This is a genomic window from Rheinheimera sp. UJ51, from assembly GCF_020819615.1.
In the GTDB taxonomy this organism is placed as follows: Bacteria; Pseudomonadota; Gammaproteobacteria; order Enterobacterales; family Alteromonadaceae; genus Alishewanella; species Alishewanella maricola.
The window spans coordinates 199448-222814 of the sequence record NZ_JAJHOG010000002.1 but is presented as its reverse complement, the minus strand read 5'-3'; the positions used below and the strand labels follow the sequence as shown (position 1 = coordinate 222814).

Below are 23367 nucleotides of genomic sequence, written 5' to 3'. Positions count from 1 at the left end.
CTACTAATTGAAACCGCCCATTTCTCGCTCTGTGATCCAATCATTCAATGCCTCAATACCAGAACCATGAAATTTTTTAATAATCTCTGATGGCGTTAATCGTTCAAAAGCTACAATCGGCTCACCGATATACCATGCCCATGCAGCCTGATCAGAATTAAACCAAGGTCGCACCCGACGCAATAGTGCATGGATCTCGATTAACCTCGTTTGCACTTTCGATTGCTTAACGCGCTCTGACCTTTTAAGAGACTGAGGAGAAAGATCAACAAAGTCAGCAAGATGTTCTATTGAAGTAAAAAACGCCGCAGCCCAGGCCTTAGGTTGTTCAACCCCCTGATCTGGTGCAGTACCTATCTTGAATGGCGTCAATTTGTATCCTCATAACGGTTAATAACAAAACAAACTATAAAATAGATTTTTCAACGTTAAAAAACAAGACACTGAATATTTTATTGACTGATGCTATTATTTAATGAATAAACCGAGCAGCGTTTGTATTTGTTGGATTAAAGTGTGGCATATCACTACACTCTGAAGACCTTCGGGAACACGGTGATAGTCATTCGAATCGATTTGCCTTTTATATAACAATGCCAATCTTGCTGTATCCTAGTAAAACACTAAGGCTATTACACGTAAAAGAATACCATGAGTTATACCGTTGAAATCATCAAAGATAACTTAATCCCTGTCCCTGATGCGCTCTGTGCTGAGCTAGGCTTTGCCGTAGGGGATATATTGGTTTGTGTGATGGATAAAGATCGTTCAGAAATCAGTATGACAAAGTATATCGACCAGACATTAACTGACGAACAAATATCAGCTACAGGAAATTTAACGCGTGTGGTAAGCCTTGAAGCTGCTGAGTAACAGCGGACGCTAGGTGGGCGGTCCCACTGAGTATCATTAGGTAATAAGATGAAAATGAACCAAGCTATAAATAACGAACACGAACATGAAGCGGCTTTAGAAACAATTGAACAGCTTCTTGAAGCTGAGCCGGGCACGCCTGAGGGTGATAAGTTTGATACCTTGGCAAAGATGATCGAAGAGTATGAAGATATTCATCACCGACTTAACGAATAAGTCAGTGCCCGATTTCTTTTCAAATCGTCACTAAGTGCCAATTAAAGACATTCATATTGCTATTTCACTTGTGATTTAATTGCAGTATTTATATCCAATTCCATGAAATTACCTGCCAGTACTTTGTTAAAAAGCTCACCTCCTATTTGTTGGTAAATTGCAGTAATAAATTACAATCCTTGCAAACCATTGTTACCATACAATGCAGTGAGTTAGGACCAAGTCTTGCAATCTATTCAGATCACCAGACACATTACTAAATAACTTCCAAATAGTAGATCACTCAGGGAAGGGAACTCAATGCGGTTTGCGCGATCAGATCAGTCGCCAAACAAACCAAACCCACAAACGCATTGAGTATGAACAGGATAGCATTTTTATATGGCGCGGAAACCCGCCGATTGAAGAAGATTATTCATAAAACACGAGATAGAGACCTTTGCCGCCGTGCGAATGCCGTCTTACTGGTGTTGAAAGGTAAAACCAAGTCAGAGGTTGCGAGCTTACTGCAAGCGGGTCGGTCATCGCTTAACCGCTGGTTGAAATGGTATGACGTTGCCGGTGTTGATGGTCTAAAAACGAAAGGCGTTGGTCGACCCGTTAGGCAGAATCGGGATTTTATCTGTGGTGTGCTGAAAATACTGCTTAAGTACACGCCAAGGACACTTGGATATCAGCGTTCACGCTGGAGTACAGAGTTGTTTGCGCTGTTACTGAATAAGTTATGTAACATTCAGATCCACAGTTCAACAATCAGACGCTGGTTGCCCAAAGCAGGAATTGTCTGGCGGCGAGCTGCGCCGACTCTTTATATCCAAGACCCGGATAAAAAGGAGAAACTGTCGGCCATCCGGGAGGCGCTGGCAGATAACAGTATTGACCACCCGGTGTTTTACCAGGATGAAGTGGACATCCATCTGAATCCTAAAATCGGTGCAGATTGGGGGCATCGTGGCAAGCAGTGCGTATTTCGGTTTGTCCGGCCACCTGTTCCGGTTTCATCCGGCCAGGTGTTTCGGTGTGATCCGGCCAGCATGATCTTACCTTCGTTTATGTTCTCTTTTTACCCGACTTCTTCTCCCTGAACCAGTGTTTTTTTACGTTGTGACTCACCTGTTAATTCCAGTCGGTGGGCGTTGTGGATCACTCTGTCTAACAGCGCATCTGCAACCGTCGGGTTATCCATTAATCCGTACCACTCCGAGACCGGTAACTGACTGACTATAATTGTGCTGCGTTGCTCGTAGCGATCTTCAATCACGTCCAGTAAATCGCTGACTTGTTTACCTTTAAATCCCTCAAGGCCCCAATCATCCAAGATCAACATATCCACCTTTTGTAGCTGTACCAGTTGCTTAAGATAGCTGCCATCGGCATGCCCCATTTTCAGGCTCTCCAATAACCGGCCTAAGCGGTAATACAGCACGCGTTTATTTTGTCGGCAAGCTTGCTCACCTAAGGCGCAGGCAAGATAGGTTTTGCCGCTGCCGGTGGGGCCGGTTATCAGGATATTCTGATGATACGTTAGGTGATGTCCTTGCATAAGTGGCGTAATTTGTTCAGCTCGCAAGCCGCGCTTTGCTGGATAGCGTAAGCCTTCAGGTGTCGCTTTAAGGCGCAGATTAGCCAGTTTTCGTAACCGTTGTAAGCGGGTGTTATCCCGCGCCAGATGTTCTTGCTCGACAAGTAATCCCAGTCGTTCATCGAAGCTCAGCTCGGCATAAGTATGGGGTGTAAGGCGTTGTTGCTCCAGCGCACTGGCCATGGCAGCCAGCTTAAGCTGCCGCAGTTGGATAAGTAGTGTATCCATTAGTGTTGTCCTTATTGGTAGTATTTTGAGCCACGGATGTTGATGTGTGTGCCAGGGATAATGGTGTTGGTTTCATCCGGTTGCCTGCGCATATCTTCACCGGTTTTAAGCAGCTTTTTGATGACCGGTATATAAGGTAGCTGGCGACTGATGGCCAGTGCGCAGGCACTTTCCAGCCTGTCACTACCGTAGCGTTTTTGCTCACTCAGTAGCGCCAGGCAGGCGCGCTGTGCCTGAACCAGATGGTCTTTACTGCGTTCAACGGCTAATACCACCGCCAGGGTGTTGGAGCCAATATGCTTGGCCCAGCTGCGAATACGCTCTGGGTTCCACTCCTGATAGGCTGCATGGTTTTCTGGCATATGCGCTATGTCAGTCGTGTGCCGGTAAGCGTTATGGCTGCGGGGGTGCTGTGCGACACATTTCGCCTGATGGTAAACCTTCACCAGCGTTTGCGTGGCACTGATTTCAACCCGCTCACCGACTAAACGGTGTGGCACCGAGTACCAGTGATAGTCGTATTGTACGTGGTAGTCTTTGGCCACTTTCGCAATACGGTAATCTGTGTACTCATAAGCATAAGGCGGCAATGGTTGTAATGCAGGCGCATCCAGCAAGGTAAACAACTGCTCACGGCTGGCACCGTTGTAATGCTTCATGGGCCGCTGGTTAAGCTCAGTATTCAGTGCCCGGATAGCCTGATTTAATGCAGCCAGTGAGTAAAACACCTGATGGCGCAGCCGAGCTAATACCCAGCGCTCAACTATCAGCACAGCCGATTCGACTTTGCCTTTATCATGCGGTTTGCGTGGTCGGGTGGGCATTAGCGCACAGCCATAATGTCTGGCCAGGGCTTTGTAATTGTCGTTAAGTACCGGCTCGAACTTATCCGCTTTATCAACCGCTGCTTTGAGATTATCGGGTATCAATAACGCCGGCACACCACCTAAAAATGTCAGGCAGCGGCTGTTCGCCATCAGCCAGGATGCCATATCCTGACCTTTACAGGCTTCAATATAGGTGTAATTAGATGCACCCATAGTGGCGACGAAGATAGCGGCCGGTTTTATCTCGCAGGTTTGAGGGTTCACAATCGGCACCGTCGGGCCACAGAAGTCGATAAACAGCTTCTCACCGGCTTCATGATGCTGCCGCATTGAGCGTTTTTGTACAGCACACCATCGACGATAATGTTCGCAGAATTGCGTGTAACCAAGCGCTTTATTGCCATGCTCAGCTTGATACTCCTGCCATAACAGCAGTTTGGTGACGCCTTTTCTGCGCAGCTCAAGGTGTACCTGCACCCACAACGGCAAGACCCGCTGTGTACTGTAATCACGGCCAGGGAATAACTGTTTGTCGAGACTATCAAGCGGATAATCGGTAGCCAGCGGCCAGCTCAGGCCTAAATTGTTAAAGCGGATAACCAAATCACTGATGGTTGCCCGGCCAATATTTAGCGCCTGAGAGATTTGCCGATCGCTTAACTTGGCCTCGAATTTGAGGCGAAATATATCCAGATAAGTTTGCATATCTGTCCTTACCATTTTCTTTTTACGTGTCATGACTACTCCGGCGAACAGTTAAAAAACTGTTATGCCAAAGTCCGTAAAACGAAGGAAGAACAAACTGGCCGGATGATACCGAAATGGGTGGCCGACTCATGCCGAAATCGCTGGCCGGATCATCCCGAAATACGCAAGCAGCGTAAAGTGGTAACACCAGGACAGAACAAGAAACATTATCTGGCGGGAGCATTACACGGCCAGACAGGGCAAATCGTTTATGTTGGTGGCGAGCGCAAGACCAGTGATTTATTTATTGCGTTGCTGGAAAAGCTTAAAGGTCAGTATCGTCGGGCTAAGAGCATTCGGTTAATCGTGGATAATTACATCATCCACAAGAGCAAAAAAACGCAGAAGTGGCTGAGTGACAACCCAAAGTTCAAGTTACTGTTCTTGCCGGTTTATAGCCCATGGCATAACAAAATTGAAAAACTGTGGCATGCACTGCACGAGACGATAACCCGGAATCATCAGTGCAAAAACATGGATGATTTACTGGAGCAGGTTTACTATTTTATGGACACTGCCGCACCGTTTCCGGGCGGCAAACATGGACTAAAGCGGGTGTATCACAATTAGGATCAGCTATTTAGCATTTATTTGTATAAGTAAATTCGTTTTTAAGCAGTTCTCTGTAACATTAATTTAAAAATGAAAACAATCTTAAGTTCCTAACTAATATGTTATTTTAGTTAATTACACCATGTTATTATATGTTTTTTTTAATCTTATATCACAAGGGTTACTTAAATACTCCTCATCTACATAACCATCTTTATCAAGTACAAACATTTTAATGGGTGCAATTGAGCACTTATCGCCTCTGTTCAATTGATAACACTTTGAACAGTTCTCACCTTTCTTTTTAATTATTCTCTCACTTAAAGAATTATTTTGGTTAATTCCAAATGTATGGAAAATCACTTCTGCTCTTTCATCCATAAATTTATTAAAATCTGAAGCATTAAAACTCATGAAGTTCGTGAGTTCAGAATACATATTAAACTCATGCACTTTCTTTTTTCTACCGTCAGCAAAGTAAAATTTTTCTTTTAAGTAAATTCTAGCGATACCGTAAAATTGATTACTGATAGTTTTATAAAACTCATTAATTATGCATGGCATAAAATGAAAATCAAAACTTTCAACTTCTTCTTTTATAAATTTCATTTCACTTTGATTGAAGTTTTTTTTAAAGTATGTCCCTTTCAAAATACAGCTTAATTTTACTAAAGTATCTATCCTTGAGGTAGATTCTAATATTCCAAGTTCTATATTGTGAATTGTACACTTCGATCCATAAAGCCATTCAGACTTGATATATCCAAATCCATTATTCTTAATAGCCGCTTTGATACATAAATTACAAAATGCAATTGTAACCTTTCCTTTGCTATAATTTACAGGGTGATATGATTTAGGAAAAACATCATAGACTTCATTGACATAAAGTGTTGGATTTTCTAACAAACTTGCTTTTTTAATTCCAATGCCAGACAAACGTAAATATCCTATTAATTCTTGATCTGGTATAGAGCTGTACTCAACTTTAACCTCTTTTGGAAAGTATGGATATCGATGCCAAAGGCCATCAGAACCAATCACTGATGAAAAATCAGAGAAACCGTTAACAATGATATTTCGATAAATCCAACTTTGTAGAGCTTCCCCCTTAACAAATTTCAATCTATACCCTTCCATATTTTGCAGACATGATCACGAACCTTGGCAACAAGATCGGCATACTTGGTGCCAGTAAGTTTTTACAGTTAAAACATGCGATAAACGCGCTTAAACAATAACTTTTTCCATCCCAACTCGGCCTTTATTCCATACTTAGTCTTTAGGCCATGTAAGCGCCCAAAAATGCAGTGCTTTTCATCACGAGAGCATTGCAGCGCACCGATGACAATATAGGGCTGAGACGGGCCTGAGGTATGGCGGCTTTCATCGCAATAGACGTTTTATGTTTTCACATTAACTCCCTGAGAACTTTAACATTCAACACGTCTAAAGAATCGTATTTTGAAAGTATAATATTAACTATCACCTTTAATTTCTGGCACAGGCTCAATAAGACCACGGGTACGCCATCTGTTACCATTCACCAGCGACTCAAACTCAACCCCATTGGAAAGGGTCAAATTATCCGCATGGTCAGTCACTATAATTTGCGGACTAAAGCCATTGTTTGATTTAAGATCATTGCAATAAATCGATAGCTGGCTGAATAGATTTTCAACTGCTTTAATATCCTCGTCGACACTTTGACCAACATGAAGAGCTTTACGCTGTTCAGTCTCTTGGTTTTTTTGTTCTTCAAAGGTGGCAGAATTATCGCGGTTGAAGTTAGGGAAATACACCTGGGTGGGCTGGTCCAAAAACAGTACTGAAGGGATAGCACATTTATCACCCAGTTCAGCAAAATACTTATGCAATGCTAAAAATAAGGTCACGTGACAGTAAAGCCAGTTTGCGCCACTACCCATTGACCGTAGATAGATTTTTTCGTCGTCAGGTGTTAAATGGTAAAGATCGAACGTTTCAAATGAAAAGTGAAGATTAATTGGTTTGTAACTGGCTTCAAATTCAAAATGACTGCCAATTTCAGCCATATATTCGTTTACTTTGACCGATGCTCGAGCGAGACCTTTTTCCACATCGTACTCTTTAAGCTCATCAGTAATCTGCTTGAGTTGTTTTTTTACCTCTCTGGTTTCTTTTTCAAGCTCGGAGTCGTCGACCATATTAAGGGTATCAAGAAGCGCAAATAGCTTTGCCTTTTGCATGACAATACTTTCATACAGGCTCTTTTGTTCTGTTAACTGCTTCTCGTTTTTTTCAATCTCTGTTATTTGATGATTGAGCTCACTCAATGCTCTACTTACAACTTCACTAGTACGTTGTACCTCAACCAAAGAGGATTCAAATTTTGCTTTCATCGGGCGAGCTTGCGCTAGATTTCCCGAAACTTTTGTGATGGCCTGCTGAAGTTTTTCAGCACTTTCACGCAAACTGTCTTTTTCGGTTTGACAAAACGGGCATACTGACGCAGAGATATGTACATGTTTAGGTGAGCTAAACTGTTTTACGTTATCAACAAATCGCTCTTCTTCATGAATATGCTTATTAATCGAAAAGGCTTGACGTTGTAACTGCCTCAACTCAGCCGTTTTTTGATTACGAGCTTGTTTCAACTGCGCGTAACGTTGCGTGATTGCATCGGAATTATGATTAATTTTCTCGGCAACTATAATGCCATCGAGTTTGTCTTTGGCATCCTGCGGGTGGCGAAGTACCTTATCCAAAGATAATGGCTCTTCTTTAAAACCCATGGAGGCATAAAGTTGACTTAAAACAGGGCCAACCCTTTGCTTAAAACTTTCAGAAGTAAGCTTGTTGGTTTCCTTTTGGCGCTCTAAACGTTTTACCTCTGCATTTAACCGCTCTTTTTCTTGATATAGGTGAAAGAACTTTTGATCTACAAGGCCTAAAAAGATCTTAGTATGCTCGATAGCCTGATCTCGCTTTGCCTTTTCGTCGAATCGGTAAAATAATGCATGCTTGTTTGCAACAAGATTTTGATGTTGAAGCATATAAGATGAAAAGCTACGCACCGATGGTGTAGGTGCTTTTTGATTAAACCGCCGATTAGTCCTCGCTGCCAAAGATTCATCAACATCATCAATATCTAAGAAAAAATCCCTTAAGTGCTTTTTATATTCGTCCAATGGGCGGAAATAGCTAGCATTGAAGTAGGCTCGGTCAATTTCCGTCGTGTTGAATGCCTCAACGCGACGGAAGAACGCTTTTGACGCCAAATCTGGATCACGGGCAATCACCATATCTTGTTCATTAACAGCAAGCGCTACATAATAAATGTCGGCACTGATGGTAATAACGCCCTTAGGAATAGTGTTTTCACCGCTGCCAAAGCAATAATCAAAAATCTCAATTAAGGCACTTTTACCTGTCGATGACTTACCGGTAACAACATTAAGCCCAGCCTTAAAATTCACTGGGTGCTTGATCCCTTGTTTATCAATTACACCAATTTCATGGATAAGTGTTTTCATTGCGGCTTCACTCCTAAAAACGCATAAATCTCGACCACTGAGTGACCGCTAAATAATCGCCCCAATTTTTCTGCACTTATTTGATGGATAAAAACTGAGTCAGCCTCACCACCTTTATTAAGGGAAAGCAATTGCTCATCAACCAATAGCCAGTCATTGATTAAGCAATATTGAATACACAGCTTTGTTAAGGCTTGAAACCCATCAATTCGCTCTTGTAGGTCATAGAGTTTTCTACGGTCGTCAAAAATTGACCAAATTGAGCTTCGCTTGTTCGAGTTAAGAAGCTTATGACTGTAAAGAGGATGGCTACAAAGCGGAATGACCAACGGAGCAAGCAACAAGTTGTTTTTTGACTCATCCAAATGCGTGTAAAACGAAGCAAGATATGGCCCATATTCAAACGGGTTGTACTTTAATTCGTATAGTGCATCGACAATACTACTCATAGCTCAACTTTCCATTTCAAATTTTGTTCGTCATCGTCCATGACATCGTGTAGTAAGCCATTTCTAAATACAAAATCTGGATTCGGATAGCCGTCGATACCAAATGGCGTGTCGCTGGTCACTTCATCATATAAATCTTTCGATAAAGCCAAAGCGCAGCCTTGTTTTCGACAGGCTTTGCGGTATTTTGCAGAAAAGTTTCGAAGCAATTGATCTCGGTACTTACGAACGGTTTCCCTGAATTGTGGAAATCCATTTAGCTCTTCAATCAATGAGTTTCTTAATTCCAGCCAATTACCAATCGCTTCCGGCAATATTTCTTCATACTCAATTTCAAGTATTTTCTGTGCAAACAATTCAGTTAAGTACAAGTCGACGTCTTCATCAGTCGCAACGCTGCCAGCAAAATCTGGAATGGTGAATAGAGTTGGGCCCCATTTTGCAGTCAAAGTCTCTCGCTTTTGATCAAAAGCTAATTTATCAATTACCCATTCTGAACTATTAGCCTGCTCGTATACAAAACCGATCAAAGCCTCAGCAAAAGCCTGTCGATTCGAGAGCGGAATATAACCACTGAGTTTATTGAAGTAATTTGTTTTAAGTGTATCTAAGTCCGCTGATTCAACGTGTAGTACGACTTTTGCGAGCACTGTTTTCAGAGTCTCCTGAGTAGAATCGAGCATCACAGCTTTCTGCAATTTAATAATGCCAGACGGCTTTTCAGCATGAAGCTGCTCATTAGTACGCTCGGCAAAAATGTCTTTTAGCACCTGTAATCGTTGTTCGGCAGTTTGTGTATTCCAATCTTTGAGCCGTGTGGTTGTACCAAAAGCCTGCGTAGTATGCAGTACCAAAACACCATATTGACCATGATCAAACTCGGAAGCTAACCAGTTCTTGAGCGTTTTCCAGAGATTTTCGTGGTGGTCGGTAAGTGTCGCTGAATAGTCTTTAACTTCCGTTTGGGTGGAAGCTATAGCATCAGGCGATATTAGGCTCACATCACCGTCTTTTTCAAACCATACGGATTGGCCTTCTTCCAATGCAAAGCACTTATCCAAGCCAATCAACACCTGGTAATGAAAAGCCAAGGCAGTTGTTAGTGCGGCATTTTTGGTGTGACCACCACTCATACTCCCTCCTTAGAGCTCGCCTTTAAAGGCTGAATCGAGAATTGATGCTTTTAGTTGCTGCATCATTGTTATTTTTTCAGAGATTTCGGTTTTGCTCTTTCTTGCTTTGGTTATCAAAGCGTTGCAATCGGAAACCGCTTTAACAATATCGTCATCATTATTTGGGAAAGGAATTGCCAAATTTTTAAGGTCTGTTATTGATAAGTTAGGTTGATTCAGAGACTTAGACTTTTCAAGTACATATTCTTTAGTACGGGATGACTGCAAGTAAAGATAAATGAAATCTAATACGTGTTTGTTGTGTGAAGTTATTGCAGCGACACGCTGATTCACTAGCGCTCCGCTATAAGCTTCAGGTACTCGGCAAACTTTCAACCCGCCATTAATTATCGGACGAGTTAATGCGATTACGATATCGTTCGCCTTTGCTGCAAATCTCTGATATTCACTTTCATAGCTAGCTGGCAGAAACTCTTCTGCATTTTCAGAAAACTCATTAACGCCGACGTTGGTTATTTTGATCGGCTTTATTCCGAATACCGAAGTAAAGTCACCGCTTTTGAATGCATAGCCAGATATGAAATCAGCCAACTTTGAGAAGGGTAACTCGGGGTTTGTTTTTGTGAGCTCAGCAAAATATACATCAAGCCCATTCTGAGATAACGTATCAGCCAATGTGACGCTTTCCTGCAAATGCTCGATGGCGGTGTCGATGCGGGTGAACAGTGCATCGAGTTTTTCGACGATACGTTTTTGCTTTTCGATGCTTGGTATCGGTATTGAAGCCTTCTTAAGATTTCCATCAGTAATCGCGGGGTATGAAGCGCCACCGACATAGGGTTCAATTTGCGCTTGAACAAAATCTGTTATAACAAAATAAAACAAATAGGCAGGTAAAACATTTTTGTTAGCTCTGAGAACACAGAAACCTGTCGATGCCACTGGTGAGCTATATTCATCCCGAACCAACGCTATGTTTTTTAAGTTTGGTCGTGTCGTCGCAAATATCACGTCGTTTTGCTGTACATGCTTTTTCGCTCGTGATGGAGCATCTTTCCCTAGAATTTCCTTTGGGTCTGTAACTGTAAATCGATAACGATCTACTGATGATATATCAATGTACGTCCATAACTGTTCTGCGTGTTTTAACGGGTTCAAGTTTTCCGTTTTAACAACAACATCTGCTAACTTTTGCCACTCCCATCCATCCGGCAATGAATACAAAACCTGTTCCATGCTTATTTCTCCGCCAACAGGTCTTCGATCTCATCCAGCAGGCCAGATACCAATTTTTCCTTGGTACGGATCAGCTTAAGGATATCGCTTGGCGCTGAATGCTCGGTATCTTTTTGCTTGGCTGGATTTTTGGCGGATAGGTCATAATCTTCAGCCAGTTTGCTGGCCGATACGATCCAGGAACGGTCTGTAGTTTCGCGGCTACTGTAAAGCTCGACAAACTCTTTTAAGTGTTCATCGGTGATTGGTTTGTTTTTGGTGAGCTTTTGCTCTGGCTCGCATTCGTAATACCAAACATCACTTGTGCCGCCGCTGCGCTCAAAAAACAGCACGTTGGTTTTAACGCCGGAATACGGCAAAAATACGCCAGCAGGCAGGCTTAATATGGTGTGCAGGTTAAAGTTTTCCAGCAGCTCTTGTTTAACTTGTTTAAAGGCGCTGTTGGTTTGGAACAGCACGCCTTCAGGAATTACAATTGCTGCTTTTCCACCGGTTTTCAGGGTTTTCATAAAGTGCTGCATAAACAGCAATTCGGTGGCGTTGGCTTTAATAGGAAAGTTTTGTTGGATTTGATCCTTTTCTTTGCCGCCAAACGGTGGGTTAGCCAGGATAATATCGTAACGATCCTTTTCCTGAATATCGCGAATGTTCTGCGTCAGGGTGTTTCCACGATAAAGGTTAGGTGACTCAATACCATGCAGGATCATGTTCATCATACCCATGACATAAGCTAAAGAGGTTTTCTCAAAACCAAAAAAGGTATCACGCTGAATGAAGTTCCATTGCTCGGTCGAAAGTTCGCTTTTTTTAGTTTTTAGATGATCAAATGCTTCAACTAAAAAACCACATGAGCCAGCAGCGGCGTCGTAGATGGTTTGACCTGGCTGTGGATCAATAACTTTAATCATGGCCCTGACAACAGCGCGAGGTGTATAAAACTCGCCTGCATATCCACCCGCATCCCCCATATTTTGCAATAAGCCTTCGTACACGAGTGACAATTCGAACATCTCATCGCTAGACTGAAAGTTCAGTGTATCGACAATATCCAGTACTTCTCGCAGGGTATGGCCTGAAGCAATTTTGTTGTCGAGATATTGAAACGTGGCACCGACTTTATAAGCAAACGACTTAGGATCCGCACCACCTGTTGTAGCGCTATTGGCAAAACTTTTCAGGTATGGAAAAAGCTGTTCATTAACATAATTAATTAAATCATCACCCGAATCTGCTTTAAGATTTTTGGTTCCATCAGAGTTTTTCGGGCATGCCCAAGTTGACCAGCGATGTGCGTCATCTAAAACGGGCAGATATTCTTTACCTGAGAGCTCGGCTTCGTCACGTTTTTCAGCTTCATAATCATCTAAAAATTTTAGAAACAACACCCATGATGTTTGTTCGGTATAGTGCATCGCACCGCTGATGCCATCGTCGCGGCGCAGTATGTCTGTAATTCGGTCAATCTTTTGTTGTAATGACATGGCTTATAGTTTTCCGATAATAAAATTATACATATTGGTGATGTCTTCGCTGATTTCGTCTGGTGGAATCAGGTCGATATAGGCTTGTAGCTTCTCAATGGCGAGCCCTACACCTTCGGTATTAATCAGAGGGTCAATGACTCCTTTGGCGTTCAATCGGCAGATATCGTCGTTATCACCAGGATTATTAGGTTGTAAATAAAACGGGGCCCTCAATAACTCAGCAGTGTTGATTTGGTCTATAACCTCGTGACGAGATAAAGCTGTATGAGAAAGCAAATAGTTTTTAATCTCTCGGCGTTTCCAAGCAAGTAAATGCGGCCTAACCCTCATGCCTTGTGGCCAATTAATGGCATTGAGTAAGTCACGGTATATTTGCCCGTTTACTTGCACTCCATTTGCAACGTTCCAGTCCAAGGCTGCTTCATCTCTGTCACAAATCATAAAAATTTGGGTTGTAACTAGTTGGGATTCAATTTTGCTTAATCCATGAAGCCACTCGATTTTGCCTTTAGCAAAGGTTTCAGTAGAACTTGCGTAACTGGACGACTTTTTCATTGCGTGAACAACAGATAATCGTTCAATGTCATGGCCCGCGCGAGCTGCTAATTTGGTAAAAATAATCCAATCATTGTAATCATCTAATAAGGCAATGTTGGGCAGCTTGCCACACACTTCAAACTCAACCGATTTAGCACGAGATAGCACACTGAGCCGGCTTATCAATTGTTTGATTTTATTGTCTTCATTGATGCGACCCTTCTCTATCACTTTTAAGTGTTCAATGCGGTTTTCTTTAGCCGAGATGGAGTCAAGTAAGTGTGTGGTAGTGATGGCGTGACCTTTGATACTGTGTAGCAGTGTCCAAAGTTTTTCGACATTTTTGTAATGCAGGTGTGAGTCTGCTTCATCGAGTAAGAATAACGTATTGGGAGCGTCAAAAAGGTCAATTAATGCGTATAAAAATAGCAGTTGATATTCACCATCACTAAATTGGTCAAGCTCAATACCATTTTTAAAAAACAGCTTATAGTCCGATTTATCAATAAAATAATCATTATCCGCAGCTTGAGTGAAAAAGCTCACTTCTGGGTCAAATACCACATTATTTTCTTGAGAATCATAAGTTACAGGCATTTCTGCAACAATTTCAATGTGGTCTTCATTTCGTGTTACCTTGGAATTTTCCTCTCCGGCTTTAACGGGTCTTAAAGAATCAAATGAAATCTTTAAAAGCTGATTGGCACGTATTTCAATATTTTGCTTTTTAATGGGTTGTTCAAATGCGTAGTCCTCAGAGACAAATTTACTAACAAAACTATCCAATATTTTGAAATAAGGCGTGTTAACAAGAGTATCAATATCACCGTTTTCCTCACGTTTGCGAGCATCCTCTACGCGATTAATATAGTTTTTGTCGACCTTAAATGCGCATTTTAAAAAGGTAGTTTTATCATCACGCTCTTTAGATTCCGAGACATATCCGCGTTCATATAAAAAAGAGCGTACTTTACCTTTACGTTTTGTCGCTGTTGATAAGAAGATAAGAAGTTTTGACCAAGATTTATCAAAGTACATACATTCTAAACCAAGCCCACGACCGGCTTGGCGTTCACGCTTCAAGTAAGTACTGAATTTTTCTGAGTAATTTTCATTTTGGCCAGAAGAAAAACACACCACATTTAAATGATTGTGTGCACTTTTATTTAAGCGTTGTTCAAATACGGATTGCAAAATACTGGACTTTCCGCTGCCATTTTCACCAATAAGCGTAGCGACCTTGTTAACTTGCAACGTCTGAGGCTGCTTATGTATTAAGTTGGGGCCTAAAGTTAATTCCATTTCAATTCACATAATAAAGCTGTTGTTGCAGCTGTTTGAATGCCGCCAATAAAAAGGCCGGTTTGCCACCGAAGGCATTTGAGGCGTCTTTGGTGGTGCCTAAACCTGATAATTCAATTAACGCTGGTAAGCGTTCACGCGATAACTCTGTGCTGCCTGTTTGCTCGTAACGGTTAAGCACAAAGTGTAAAAACTGTTTTGCTTTGTCTTGTTGGTATTGACTGAAAAAAGCACCGTTAGCTCGCACGTTGTCGGCACGGGCTTTTCGTGTCGCCATCGGTTGTTCAAATGCAAGAAATGCTAATAAATCGAAAATATCGCAGTCTTCAGCTTCAAACATACGCCGTAGTATGACAAGTTGGTCTTTATCAAAGCCGGCTTGGACTAACTTACCCAGTAGGGATTCACGTTCATCTGGATCAGACCAAATTTGTCGAAGCTCTTCTACTGACTTAAACAGCCCTGGTAACTGCGTAATTAATCGATCGACAAACTCCTGTACACTAAGAGGTTTGCCGTTTTCGTCGATGTAGCGTGTCTCTACATCAATAACTTTAAGTTCTCGATGTTTACTCAGTTTTATTTTTAGCCGAGGCTTGGGCTCGCCTGGTTCAGGTTTAGTGCCGTCTTCCCCACCTGGAGGTTTTGGGGTATACGGAGGCGTTGTTGGTTCACCCGTGACTCTGGGTTCGGGTGCTTCTGGTTCGCCATCCCAATCTTTATCGTAGAACTTATTTGTTGCACCACGAAAATCGATGATGGTGAAATAATCTTTGCCATCAAATACACGTGTGCCACGCCCAATTATTTGTTTAAACTCAACCATGGAGCCAACGGTACGGTCTAGCACAACGTTACGCACATTTCGGGCATCTACTCCCGTGGTAAGCATCTGTGATGAAGTAATAATACAAGGGATGTCTTTGTCGTTGTCCTGAAATTTTTCTAACAGCTCTCGACCGATTTTACCTTCGTCACTGGTTACACGAACGCAGTAAAGTGGGTCTTTGACTTTTTTATGTCGGTTAATCATCTCTCGCATGTTGAGAGCATGAGGTTGGTTTTCACAAAAAATAATGGTTTTTTCTAATGGGTTGATGTTGTCCAGAATTGCTTTAGCAACCAATTCAGTTCGCTCATCTACAATGATTTTTTTATCATAATCCGTTACTTGATAAACATCTTGGCCTGACTCACCTTCAATAACCTGATCATCTTTGGTCAGCACCAACTCATCTAAATTAGTGCGAATGCGTTTAACCCGATATGGTGTTAAAAATCCGTCGTTGATGCCGTCTTTTAGTGAATATTCGAAAGCTGGCTTCCCGAAATAATCGTAGGTATCCACGTTAGCTTCGCGCTTAGGCGTTGCGGTTAAACCAATATGTACGGCGCTGCCAAAATGGTTGAGAATGGCTCGCCACGAACCTGCTTCATTGGCACTGCCTCGATGGCATTCGTCAATCATAACTAAATCGAAAAAATCACTTGGGTAAGCTTTATAGTAACCGTCGATATTTTCTCGCTCGGCAATGGCTTGGTAAATAGCGAAGAAGATATGCGCATTTGTAGGCACTATGCCGTTGCGTTTACGTACCTCTTCACCATTAATCTTTATAATGTCGTTCTCGTATGGGTTAAAAGTATTGATAGCTTGGTCGGCCAAGATATTGCGATCAGCCAGAAATAAGATCCTGGGGCGGCGATTGCCAGGATTGTCTTTATTCCAACGAGCCTGAAAAAGTTTATGGATGATTTGAAAAGCAATAAACGTTTTTCCTGTGCCCGTGGCTAATGTTAATAACACACGTGTTTTACCTTTACCTATGGCGTCAGTGGCAGCATGTACAGCGAGTTCTTGATAATAGCGCGGTTGAATTGCGCCTTCTAAATGAAAAGGAATATTACGGAGTTGTTGGCCTAAGTTGGAATTGATACCAGCATAACGGTTTTCTATTTCTTCTGGTGTGGGATAAAAATCGATGTAATCGCCTTTACCTGTCTCTAAATCAAATTCGTAGGTTTGCTTGCCATTACTGGAGTAAACAAAGCGGACGAGCAATTTTTTTGCATAATCAATGGCTTGTTGAAGGCCTTTTGTGGGGTGTTCTGATTCTTTCTTGGCTTCTATAACGGCAAGGTAGCGGTTATCTTTATGTAATAGATAATCTACAAAGCATCGACGACCTCTCGCCCCACCTGCAAGTTTTCGACCATCGGTAAAATAATGTTCCCGAATGATGTTATTGGGTTGCCAGTATGCAGCTTTAAGTGCGGGGTCGATATAATTTGCTCTGGTATCCGCTTCTGATGACATCCCTTTATCCTTTTCCATTGTCCTTAAATTAACTGCATATCAAGGCCTGAGGCTTTAAGTCATACGGTTAAATTGTGCTTGAGCTAACTTACGAATTAAAGCTTAACTCTAAATTCACCTCTTACAAAACTCTTTCGATGGTTTATATATAAATCAATCTGGCAAATGAAATCATTTTAGGTTTGACACGTCCTAAAATTAATTTTTAATCACCTTATAAAAAATTAAGACCGACCGCATTAATAATCAACACATACGAAATACTCAGGTATAAATATTTATCTCTTAGAGGATGATTATTATTTTTTTATTGAGCTATGATACTCTTTTATTGTTAGTGGCAGCTTATGTTTGTTTTTAGTTAACCATCCATGATTGCCTAATAGTTTATCCAGTTGGGTTCTCGATAATTGAGTATTATGTTGTAGCATAATAGATTTCACTTTTTCTACCAACATGGCATCACGTTGTTGCCAATCAACCCTTGGTTTCGGAACCGGTTTTTGTGCTTTAGGAAGGTGCAACTCTAGCCATTGTTTTTCATATGCATACAACCAAAAAAAAGCGGCATTACATGAGGACTTAATCAGTTGCCTAATAGCCTTTGGTTTACGTTGGATAAAACGGGTAATTTGAAGCTTGTATCTTCGTCTTTTAGACTCATGCTTACACTGTTTACGCCAGCAGACTAACTCTGGCGATGTAGAGATTTGTTGTTCAACGCTTCCAACAGAAATACCCACTCGTTTAGCAATTGCATTTCGATGAAAGCCCTTATGGGCGAGATACATAATCTTGGATTTTATAACCTCGGTTATCAGTTTAGGTTTAAGGTTAACGGGGATATTAAGCCTTAATGCGAGAGCTTTAACATAACAACGACTTTTACCTATAAGCCGCCCCACACTTGCCATCGATTCTCCTTGATGCAGTAATGCAATACATTTACTTTCTAGTTGATCTGCTGGAGCAGAATCATTAGGTAAAGGAACATTATGTTCTTCACAAGGCAGATGCTTAGATAGCCAGAATCCCAACAAGAGGTATTTAAATGGATGTTGAGAAACCTTACCTGACAGTAAATACGAAACATATCTAAAGTCTGTTGATGACTCGGGTAGCAAATGTTGTGATTTATAAGCCATCTTTTGAGTAAATTGATAGAAATCTTCGACTAGTCTCTTCCTACGAAAATGCCCATCTTCAGTAACAAAACCTAATTTATCGAGCTGAGTTATTATCTCTTTAACATTGAAGCTCTGATTATTTGTGCTTACAAAATTAAGGTAACTGGCAGCATATTTTGCTAACTCGTAGCTAAGTAAACTGCTTTGTTTTGGGCTTATATCTACTTGAGGTAAGAAACCATGGCTCAGCTTTGACCTTTCAACTAGGGGAAGATGAACTAGCCATACTTGATGCTTATAGCAGGACTCGATACCTGGGATTTGATGGGAACGATGCCAATACGATGTACCAAACTCTTGGGTATTTTCTATTGCACATTGGGGACAAAACTTAATAGATAAAGACTCTTTTTCTTTGACACTTGTTAACTGGCAAGCCCTGATAGCATATGCTGCGTTACTAGAGACTAACCCTGATGAAATAGTTGATTGAAAAGATGGCAAGAAATGAATAAACAAGGGCGCAAGCGTCTGGTCTCTCATCAGTTCAAATGGTGACTCCTGACTAAACTCACTGAGTGGAGCAAGTCCGGCAGTCAAATAAGGGTGAATAGTTACCTTATTATTATCGAATACACTAGAGAGATAATTCTCGATTGTCATGCCGGTTAAGATGAAATGACGGACAATACGGCTAAATAAGATTTCATCAGGAAAGGCTAGGGGAAATATCATTCTTCCCCCCTAAATATATTATTAGTTACTCAATGACTAAATTTTAGACGATATTATGTAAGTTGCAGTATTTAAGATTGAGGTAATCTTTTCGAAGGGAGGTTAACTCAAGTCATTTAACGGATCATCAAGCATTAGTTTTTTTTGCCTCAAAAAACTAATGGGATCTTCTAGCCCTGTAGCCTGTTGAAATATATCAGGATCTTTTATTCTATCTAGTAAATCAACTGCACCCAGTAACTCAATCAGTTTAGAGGAAAACTCTGGGTGCTGCGGTTTTGTGATATCGCCAGTTTTATCTACAGTGAGCACTTTTTGTGGATCAACTTTTGTGCTGCGACGCTGTTTTCCCGTTGGTAACACAATAGCACTTATTAAATCTTTAACTTCATTGGTTTGTCGTGATAAACCACATGCAATGGCATTACCCGCTTCCAAGGTTGATACTGTAATTCTCTCATCTTCACTACCTATCACTAAGCGTTGCGCCTCTCGATAAGTACGGCTCGCCATATCAATATTGCCTACAGATAGCAGGTGAAGGGAGTTATTAAGCTCATCTGTCAATTCTGTATATACATTAGTCCACTGATAGTTCCAAAGCTGAGCAATAAATGCTTTCCACGAATCACTTTCCTTAGCAAGAACTGACATTGTATGGTGATACCCACTTTCAGCTCGCCTAGCGGCTTTTAGCTCTTTAAGTAAGGTCAGATCAAATGGAGGGTTAGCAACAAAGAAAAGTGGTACTCCTAATTTATTCACTAACCGATGCAAAAATCTAAGTAGATTATTCTCACCACCTGTTCGTTTAAACTGTAAGTTTTGCATCTCGTCTATAACTAACATTCCTAGAAAGCTAGATTTAATGCATTGCTCTAATTGGCGAACAAGTGCACCAATCGTTCCTGCTGGTTTAGTCTTTTCTCTATCCAATGAAAGATCTAACGCTGCTAAAATTTCTTCACACAAATCTCTTACACTTGAATTACTTGGGCAATCGACCTTTATCCAGACAACTTGCCTTCGAAGAGCTAAAGGATGCTCTTTGTATGAGCCATGCTCAATGACGTTAGGAAAGTAACTAAGCACTTGCTCAAGCATAGATGTTTTGCCTACACCGCTTTCACCAATTAGCGTTAAGCCCTCTCCTTTGGGTTGAAAGAAGCCTGTTCTAGGCTCTATTTCTGGTCTTTCATCCACCAAATAATGCAAATATTGTGCGGTAGTCGGGGTTAGTGGATTTTTTGCAGAATATCCTTTTTTGATAGCTCTCTCTATAGCCCGAAAACATGCTTGATAATCTGTTAATGGCTGTCTGATCTCTTCTATACGATTTAGATACTCATCACGAACTAAAGGGTCTGGATGATCAGCTATATCTTCAGCATAATCTGGGTAATTACTGAAATCTTCCATCACCGCTTCCCAAGGAAGCTTAGGGCGAAGGGCTTCTATAAGGGGATTACCTTGGTGCTCTGGCAGGATTGCATCATGGTAAATTGCTTTATCCGTTCTCATGATGGATCTCCTTTTGTTCTTCTTATTCTTCCAATTGGCAAGGAAACGACTTTACCGACGATTTCATTTGATGAGGAATAGTCGACAGTTTCTTGGCTTTCTGTAATTTGTTGAAGAACATTAGTAGTTGCTTTTAATTCATCTTTGCGACGTTGGCGTACATTTTTAGTTTTTTCAGCGAATGATATATTTTCAGAGCTCTTACTTCGTTCTTTAGCATTTTTAGTCATCAGTTGACGATTTTTGTGATCATCAATAGATGTTACGCTTATCGGACTTAACTCTTTTTTTGAGTCTAGCCAGTCTTGCATAAATTCAGACTCATACATCGATTTATCTTTAAACATTCGACTACGAGGCAGTAAGTGACAAAGTGTAAAACCATGGCTTTTATCTAACTTTACATAAATATGGTTAGTAGTATTCTCATCAATTCGTGCTTCTAATCGCCATTGTCCTGACGATCGAGCAACAGATGCTAAATTTCGTTCTTCAACTTCTGAACATGTATAATACAACCCATTAAAGTGAATTCCACTTCGTGTCATACTTACTGTTACAGGAGGAAGTAAACGAGCTATAATGTCATCAGGAAGTGCAGCTTGAAGCTCATGTTTATGCTTAGCAAGATGAATCTTCCAATAATTTATTGGTGTTGGTGATAAGTCATTTTCGACTAATAACGGACTTGAAAAAGCTAAGTCGTCAAAAATGGATCTATTATGCTCTAGAATGGCTTTTATTATTTCAGTAGTCACTTCTTTTAAAGTGTAGATAGCATCCTTTCTTGGGTCTCGACTACCTCTGACAATATTACCACCTCTCGTAGTCCCCAAAAATTCATGAATAACTTCTTTATTTAGAATATCAAAACGTTTCTCAACCACTCCTTTACAGTCAGGCCTGTAAGGGGGAGTGAAAGAAAGCTTAGTCATTGGATTTAGTGCTTTCTTAGGCTGTAAGCCAATCATTTCGCCATTATCACAAACCAGCTCCTTTGGAATATGTGAACAAGGCCACTCTGAATCATCGATATCCACACTAAACTGTTTGCAATAGCGAGATTTAGGTAAAAAACTATTTGATAATGCTTGTCTAGCTGCACGCCATGAAGCATGGAAGAGCGATACATGCATACCAGCTATCATCCGACTAGCTCTGTCGATAACAATGTAGATTGTTGGTCTACCTAATATATGCTGCGACCCCAGTTCTGACACAATATGAACATCAGCAACAGTGGCATCGATCTCAAAGTGAGTTCCAGGTAAATAGCTATCCTTAATAACACTTCCTAATAAACCTCTTTTATTCCTGAGGTGATCATTTTCTGTTGTCCTATCCTTAACAAACTCATCTTTGGTAAAGAGTTTCTTTGACCAATAATTAAATTGCTTAAGCGTGGGTACATGAGGCTTGGTTCCACATGCATTAGCAAGGCGAACTTCATCAGAATAACTATCTATTAGCATATTTTTATAGGTTTTTGATAACGTCAGACGGGCTTGTTTTAAGTAGTATTTTTTAAGTGCTTTCTTAAACTTACTTTTATCTATATCAGTGATTATGTATTTAACAGCCCTTTGAATCGCTAACGTTCTTGGTTGCTTAGGAGCGCCGAGTGGCTTGTCTGTTGGCTTTCTATCCTTTCCAAAACCGCCGCTTTTAGAAAATGCAGGAAGAAGAGCCATTTTATCCTGACCGTAACACCAATATTGAGTTAGAAGTCGGGACAATGCTTTACGATCAATTCCAACTTTTTTCGCATACTCTGCAAGATGTGGAACACGTTTTTTAGTCGCGTAATCAAAAACAAAAGCCCGATCTGAAACAATACTTTCAATTAGTCCATAGTTTTTATTTCTACGCGCAATATGTTCCTCTGGGATATTATCCTCTGCGACTAAAAGAAAACTAGGAAGATTAAATTCTGACTTACTGGCTTTTCGACTTTTTACATGTTCAATAAATGCTTCCGTAGAAATAGCCAAAGGCCGAGAGGTTGTTGATTCAGTTTTAAGGGGAAATAGGATGACAGATGCAACATCGTGCATAAAGTCTAAAACTCGGTATAAGCCATCTTCAGCTAAATCGGAGCCTTTAAACTCCCAAACACTGTTTCTAGGAAGTTCCATTCATAACTCCTCTTTGCACAATAGCAATCGATTTGACATCTAATACTCCTAGCTCAGGTATATTAAATGACAAATCCACATCAATGTACTTGTCAGCAATTAAGTACCGAATAAGCAATTGAGCCTCATCGTGTGAAGCTATATTCATTGAAACTAATTTATTACAGAGATCTTCGAAAAAACTTTGGCCAACATTGATAGCAGTTAATGCGCTATTTATCTGCTCATCAGAAAAACGAGTTGGATTTTCACGGAACGGGGAAGTTGCCCAATCAAGGTTACGACTTTGTACTTTGGTTAATTCATTACCTGTGAAGTAGCTAAACTTAACGCTCAGCAACTCCCAGCAAACTCTTTCAATATTAATCTTTTCAAGCACTCGTTGTTTATCAGATTCGCTTTCAGGCTTAACAGAAACTGCATGATAAGAAGTGCCATTGGTTGAATCAATAGTAAACAACTGATCCGTTGTAATGATGATGGGTTCTTTAATTTTGGGATGGGTAGGATGCTTAACCCCCAACATACTCGCCACTTTCTGCGTGTAGTTAAGAGGAAAGATAGGAAACTGCTCTCTTATATCAACGATGCTGTCAGAGAACTCAGCTAAATAGAAAAGCTCACTCTCAATTGAAGACATCATATGATGACTTCGGTGAGATTTTCTTCCAAAAATTATCGATCTAGTTCCGTGAGATTTTACATCTTGGATTCTAAGCCACGGCTTATAATCAGAGCCTTCTCCAATTCCATACTTATTTTTTAAGGCTCGTTGATAATCTTTAAAGGATTCAAGTTTTTTTCCTCGCGACATAACATTTCCTGATGTATTCCATTCAGAAAAGCATAGT

Annotated in this window: 18 protein-coding genes and 2 pseudogenes; 4 read left to right on the top strand and 16 right to left on the bottom strand. The window is 40.9% G+C overall.

Features of this window, described 5'->3' with window-relative positions; genetic code table 11:
* Window positions 1–3: 3 nt before the first annotated feature.
* Complete coding sequence (locus LMJ53_RS03045) at window positions 4–372, bottom strand: hypothetical protein (protein WP_229584747.1); 369 nt, start codon at window positions 370–372, stop codon at window positions 4–6.
* Window positions 373–651: 279 nt separating this feature from the next.
* Here LMJ53_RS03045 and LMJ53_RS03040 point away from each other — a divergent pair, with 279 nt between their 5' ends.
* From LMJ53_RS03040 to LMJ53_RS03030, 3 genes are all read left to right on the top strand, one after another.
* Window positions 652–873 (top strand): hypothetical protein, encoded by a 222-nt coding sequence (locus LMJ53_RS03040; RefSeq protein WP_229584746.1) that lies wholly within the window; start codon window positions 652–654, stop codon window positions 871–873.
* Window positions 874–921: 48 nt separating this feature from the next.
* Window positions 922–1089 carry a hypothetical protein gene (locus tag LMJ53_RS03035; RefSeq protein WP_229584745.1) on the top strand — a complete coding sequence of 56 codons (168 nt, stop codon included), beginning with the start codon at window positions 922–924 and terminating at the stop codon, window positions 1087–1089.
* A gap of 359 nt (window positions 1090–1448) precedes the next feature.
* The gene (locus LMJ53_RS03030; RefSeq protein ID WP_229584744.1) at window positions 1449–2174 is read left to right on the top strand and encodes an IS630 family transposase; all 726 of its coding nucleotides are present in this window, start codon (window positions 1449–1451) and stop codon (window positions 2172–2174) included.
* Here the strand turns inward: LMJ53_RS03030 and istB are convergent.
* Both istB and istA read right to left on the bottom strand, forming a co-directional pair.
* A complete protein-coding gene (istB, locus tag LMJ53_RS03025; RefSeq protein ID WP_229584743.1) occupies window positions 2153–2899 on the bottom strand; it encodes an IS21-like element helper ATPase IstB in 747 nt (248 codons plus the stop codon). The genes LMJ53_RS03030 and istB overlap by 22 nt on opposite strands.
* An 11-nt stretch (window positions 2900–2910) precedes the next feature.
* The gene (gene istA, locus LMJ53_RS03020) at window positions 2911–4464 is read right to left on the bottom strand and encodes an IS21 family transposase (RefSeq protein ID WP_229584742.1); all 1554 of its coding nucleotides are present in this window, start codon (window positions 4462–4464) and stop codon (window positions 2911–2913) included.
* A gap of 135 nt (window positions 4465–4599) precedes the next feature.
* Here istA and LMJ53_RS03015 point away from each other — a divergent pair.
* Window positions 4600–5043: pseudogene (locus tag LMJ53_RS03015) on the top strand (IS630 family transposase); the annotation flags it as partial.
* A gap of 117 nt (window positions 5044–5160) precedes the next feature.
* Here the strand turns inward: LMJ53_RS03015 and LMJ53_RS03010 are convergent.
* From LMJ53_RS03010 to LMJ53_RS02955, 13 genes and pseudogenes are all read right to left on the bottom strand, one after another.
* On the bottom strand, window positions 5161–6150 hold the full coding sequence (locus tag LMJ53_RS03010) for a hypothetical protein (RefSeq protein ID WP_229584741.1): 990 nt from the start codon (window positions 6148–6150) through the stop codon (window positions 5161–5163).
* An 83-nt stretch (window positions 6151–6233) separates the two neighbouring features.
* A pseudogene (locus LMJ53_RS17125) lies at window positions 6234–6416 on the bottom strand (hypothetical protein); the annotation flags it as partial.
* 87 nt (window positions 6417–6503) lie between these two features.
* On the bottom strand, window positions 6504–8540 hold the full coding sequence (locus LMJ53_RS03005) for a DUF3732 domain-containing protein (protein ID WP_229584740.1): 2037 nt from the start codon (window positions 8538–8540) through the stop codon (window positions 6504–6506).
* On the bottom strand, window positions 8537–8989 hold the full coding sequence (locus LMJ53_RS03000; protein WP_229584739.1) for a three component ABC system middle component: 453 nt from the start codon (window positions 8987–8989) through the stop codon (window positions 8537–8539). The genes LMJ53_RS03005 and LMJ53_RS03000 overlap by 4 nt, the downstream gene beginning before the upstream one ends.
* Window positions 8986–10122, bottom strand: a complete 1137-nt coding sequence (locus tag LMJ53_RS02995) for a hypothetical protein (RefSeq protein WP_229584738.1) — start codon at window positions 10120–10122, stop codon at window positions 8986–8988. Before LMJ53_RS02995 ends, LMJ53_RS03000 begins: the two co-directional genes overlap by 4 nt.
* A 9-nt stretch (window positions 10123–10131) precedes the next feature.
* Complete coding sequence (locus LMJ53_RS02990) at window positions 10132–11358, bottom strand: restriction endonuclease subunit S (protein WP_229584737.1); 1227 nt, start codon at window positions 11356–11358, stop codon at window positions 10132–10134.
* Window positions 11359–11360: 2 nt separating this feature from the next.
* Window positions 11361–12839 (bottom strand): N-6 DNA methylase, encoded by a 1479-nt coding sequence (locus tag LMJ53_RS02985; RefSeq protein WP_229584736.1) that lies wholly within the window; start codon window positions 12837–12839, stop codon window positions 11361–11363.
* Between the two features lie 3 nt (window positions 12840–12842).
* Window positions 12843–14681, bottom strand: a complete 1839-nt coding sequence (locus tag LMJ53_RS02980) for an AAA family ATPase (RefSeq protein WP_229584735.1) — start codon at window positions 14679–14681, stop codon at window positions 12843–12845.
* A 1-nt stretch (window position 14682) separates the two neighbouring features.
* The gene (gene hsdR, locus LMJ53_RS02975; protein WP_229584734.1) at window positions 14683–16998 is read right to left on the bottom strand and encodes an EcoAI/FtnUII family type I restriction enzme subunit R; all 2316 of its coding nucleotides are present in this window, start codon (window positions 16996–16998) and stop codon (window positions 14683–14685) included.
* A 299-nt stretch (window positions 16999–17297) separates the two neighbouring features.
* Window positions 17298–18860 (bottom strand): TnsD family transposase, encoded by a 1563-nt coding sequence (locus tag LMJ53_RS02970; protein ID WP_229584733.1) that lies wholly within the window; start codon window positions 18858–18860, stop codon window positions 17298–17300.
* Between the two features lie 102 nt (window positions 18861–18962).
* Window positions 18963–20381, bottom strand: a complete 1419-nt coding sequence (locus LMJ53_RS02965) for an ATP-binding protein (protein ID WP_229584732.1) — start codon at window positions 20379–20381, stop codon at window positions 18963–18965.
* Window positions 20378–22516, bottom strand: coding sequence for a hypothetical protein (locus LMJ53_RS02960; protein WP_229584731.1), 2139 nt, complete (start codon window positions 22514–22516; stop codon window positions 20378–20380). The genes LMJ53_RS02965 and LMJ53_RS02960 overlap by 4 nt, the downstream gene beginning before the upstream one ends.
* Window positions 22503–23330 (bottom strand): TnsA endonuclease N-terminal domain-containing protein, encoded by an 828-nt coding sequence (locus LMJ53_RS02955; protein ID WP_229584730.1) that lies wholly within the window; start codon window positions 23328–23330, stop codon window positions 22503–22505. The genes LMJ53_RS02960 and LMJ53_RS02955 overlap by 14 nt, the downstream gene beginning before the upstream one ends.
* Window positions 23331–23367: the final 37 nt, after the last annotated feature.

Coding starts and splice junctions, on each gene's coding strand:
- LMJ53_RS02995 (WP_229584738.1), bottom strand. CDS start 10,122: ATGAGTGGTGGTCACACCAAAAATGCCGCACTAACAACTGCCTTGGCT.
- hsdR (WP_229584734.1), bottom strand. CDS start 16,998: ATGTCATCAGAAGCGGATACCAGAGCAAATTATATCGACCCCGCACTT.
- LMJ53_RS02990 (WP_229584737.1), bottom strand. CDS start 11,358: ATGGAACAGGTTTTGTATTCATTGCCGGATGGATGGGAGTGGCAAAAG.
- LMJ53_RS03005 (WP_229584740.1), bottom strand. CDS start 8,540: ATGAAAACACTTATCCATGAAATTGGTGTAATTGATAAACAAGGGATC.
- LMJ53_RS02980 (WP_229584735.1), bottom strand. CDS start 14,681: ATGGAATTAACTTTAGGCCCCAACTTAATACATAAGCAGCCTCAGACG.
- LMJ53_RS03040 (WP_229584746.1), top strand. CDS start 652: ATGAGTTATACCGTTGAAATCATCAAAGATAACTTAATCCCTGTCCCT.
- LMJ53_RS03030 (WP_229584744.1), top strand. CDS start 1,449: ATGAACAGGATAGCATTTTTATATGGCGCGGAAACCCGCCGATTGAAG.
- LMJ53_RS03000 (WP_229584739.1), bottom strand. CDS start 8,989: ATGAGTAGTATTGTCGATGCACTATACGAATTAAAGTACAACCCGTTT.
- istB (WP_229584743.1), bottom strand. CDS start 2,899: ATGGATACACTACTTATCCAACTGCGGCAGCTTAAGCTGGCTGCCATG.
- LMJ53_RS02955 (WP_229584730.1), bottom strand. CDS start 23,330: ATGTCGCGAGGAAAAAAACTTGAATCCTTTAAAGATTATCAACGAGCC.
- LMJ53_RS02970 (WP_229584733.1), bottom strand. CDS start 18,860: ATGATATTTCCCCTAGCCTTTCCTGATGAAATCTTATTTAGCCGTATT.
- LMJ53_RS02965 (WP_229584732.1), bottom strand. CDS start 20,381: ATGAGAACGGATAAAGCAATTTACCATGATGCAATCCTGCCAGAGCAC.
- LMJ53_RS02960 (WP_229584731.1), bottom strand. CDS start 22,516: ATGGAACTTCCTAGAAACAGTGTTTGGGAGTTTAAAGGCTCCGATTTA.
- LMJ53_RS03035 (WP_229584745.1), top strand. CDS start 922: ATGAAAATGAACCAAGCTATAAATAACGAACACGAACATGAAGCGGCT.
- LMJ53_RS02985 (WP_229584736.1), bottom strand. CDS start 12,839: ATGTCATTACAACAAAAGATTGACCGAATTACAGACATACTGCGCCGC.
- istA (WP_229584742.1), bottom strand. CDS start 4,464: ATGACACGTAAAAAGAAAATGGTAAGGACAGATATGCAAACTTATCTG.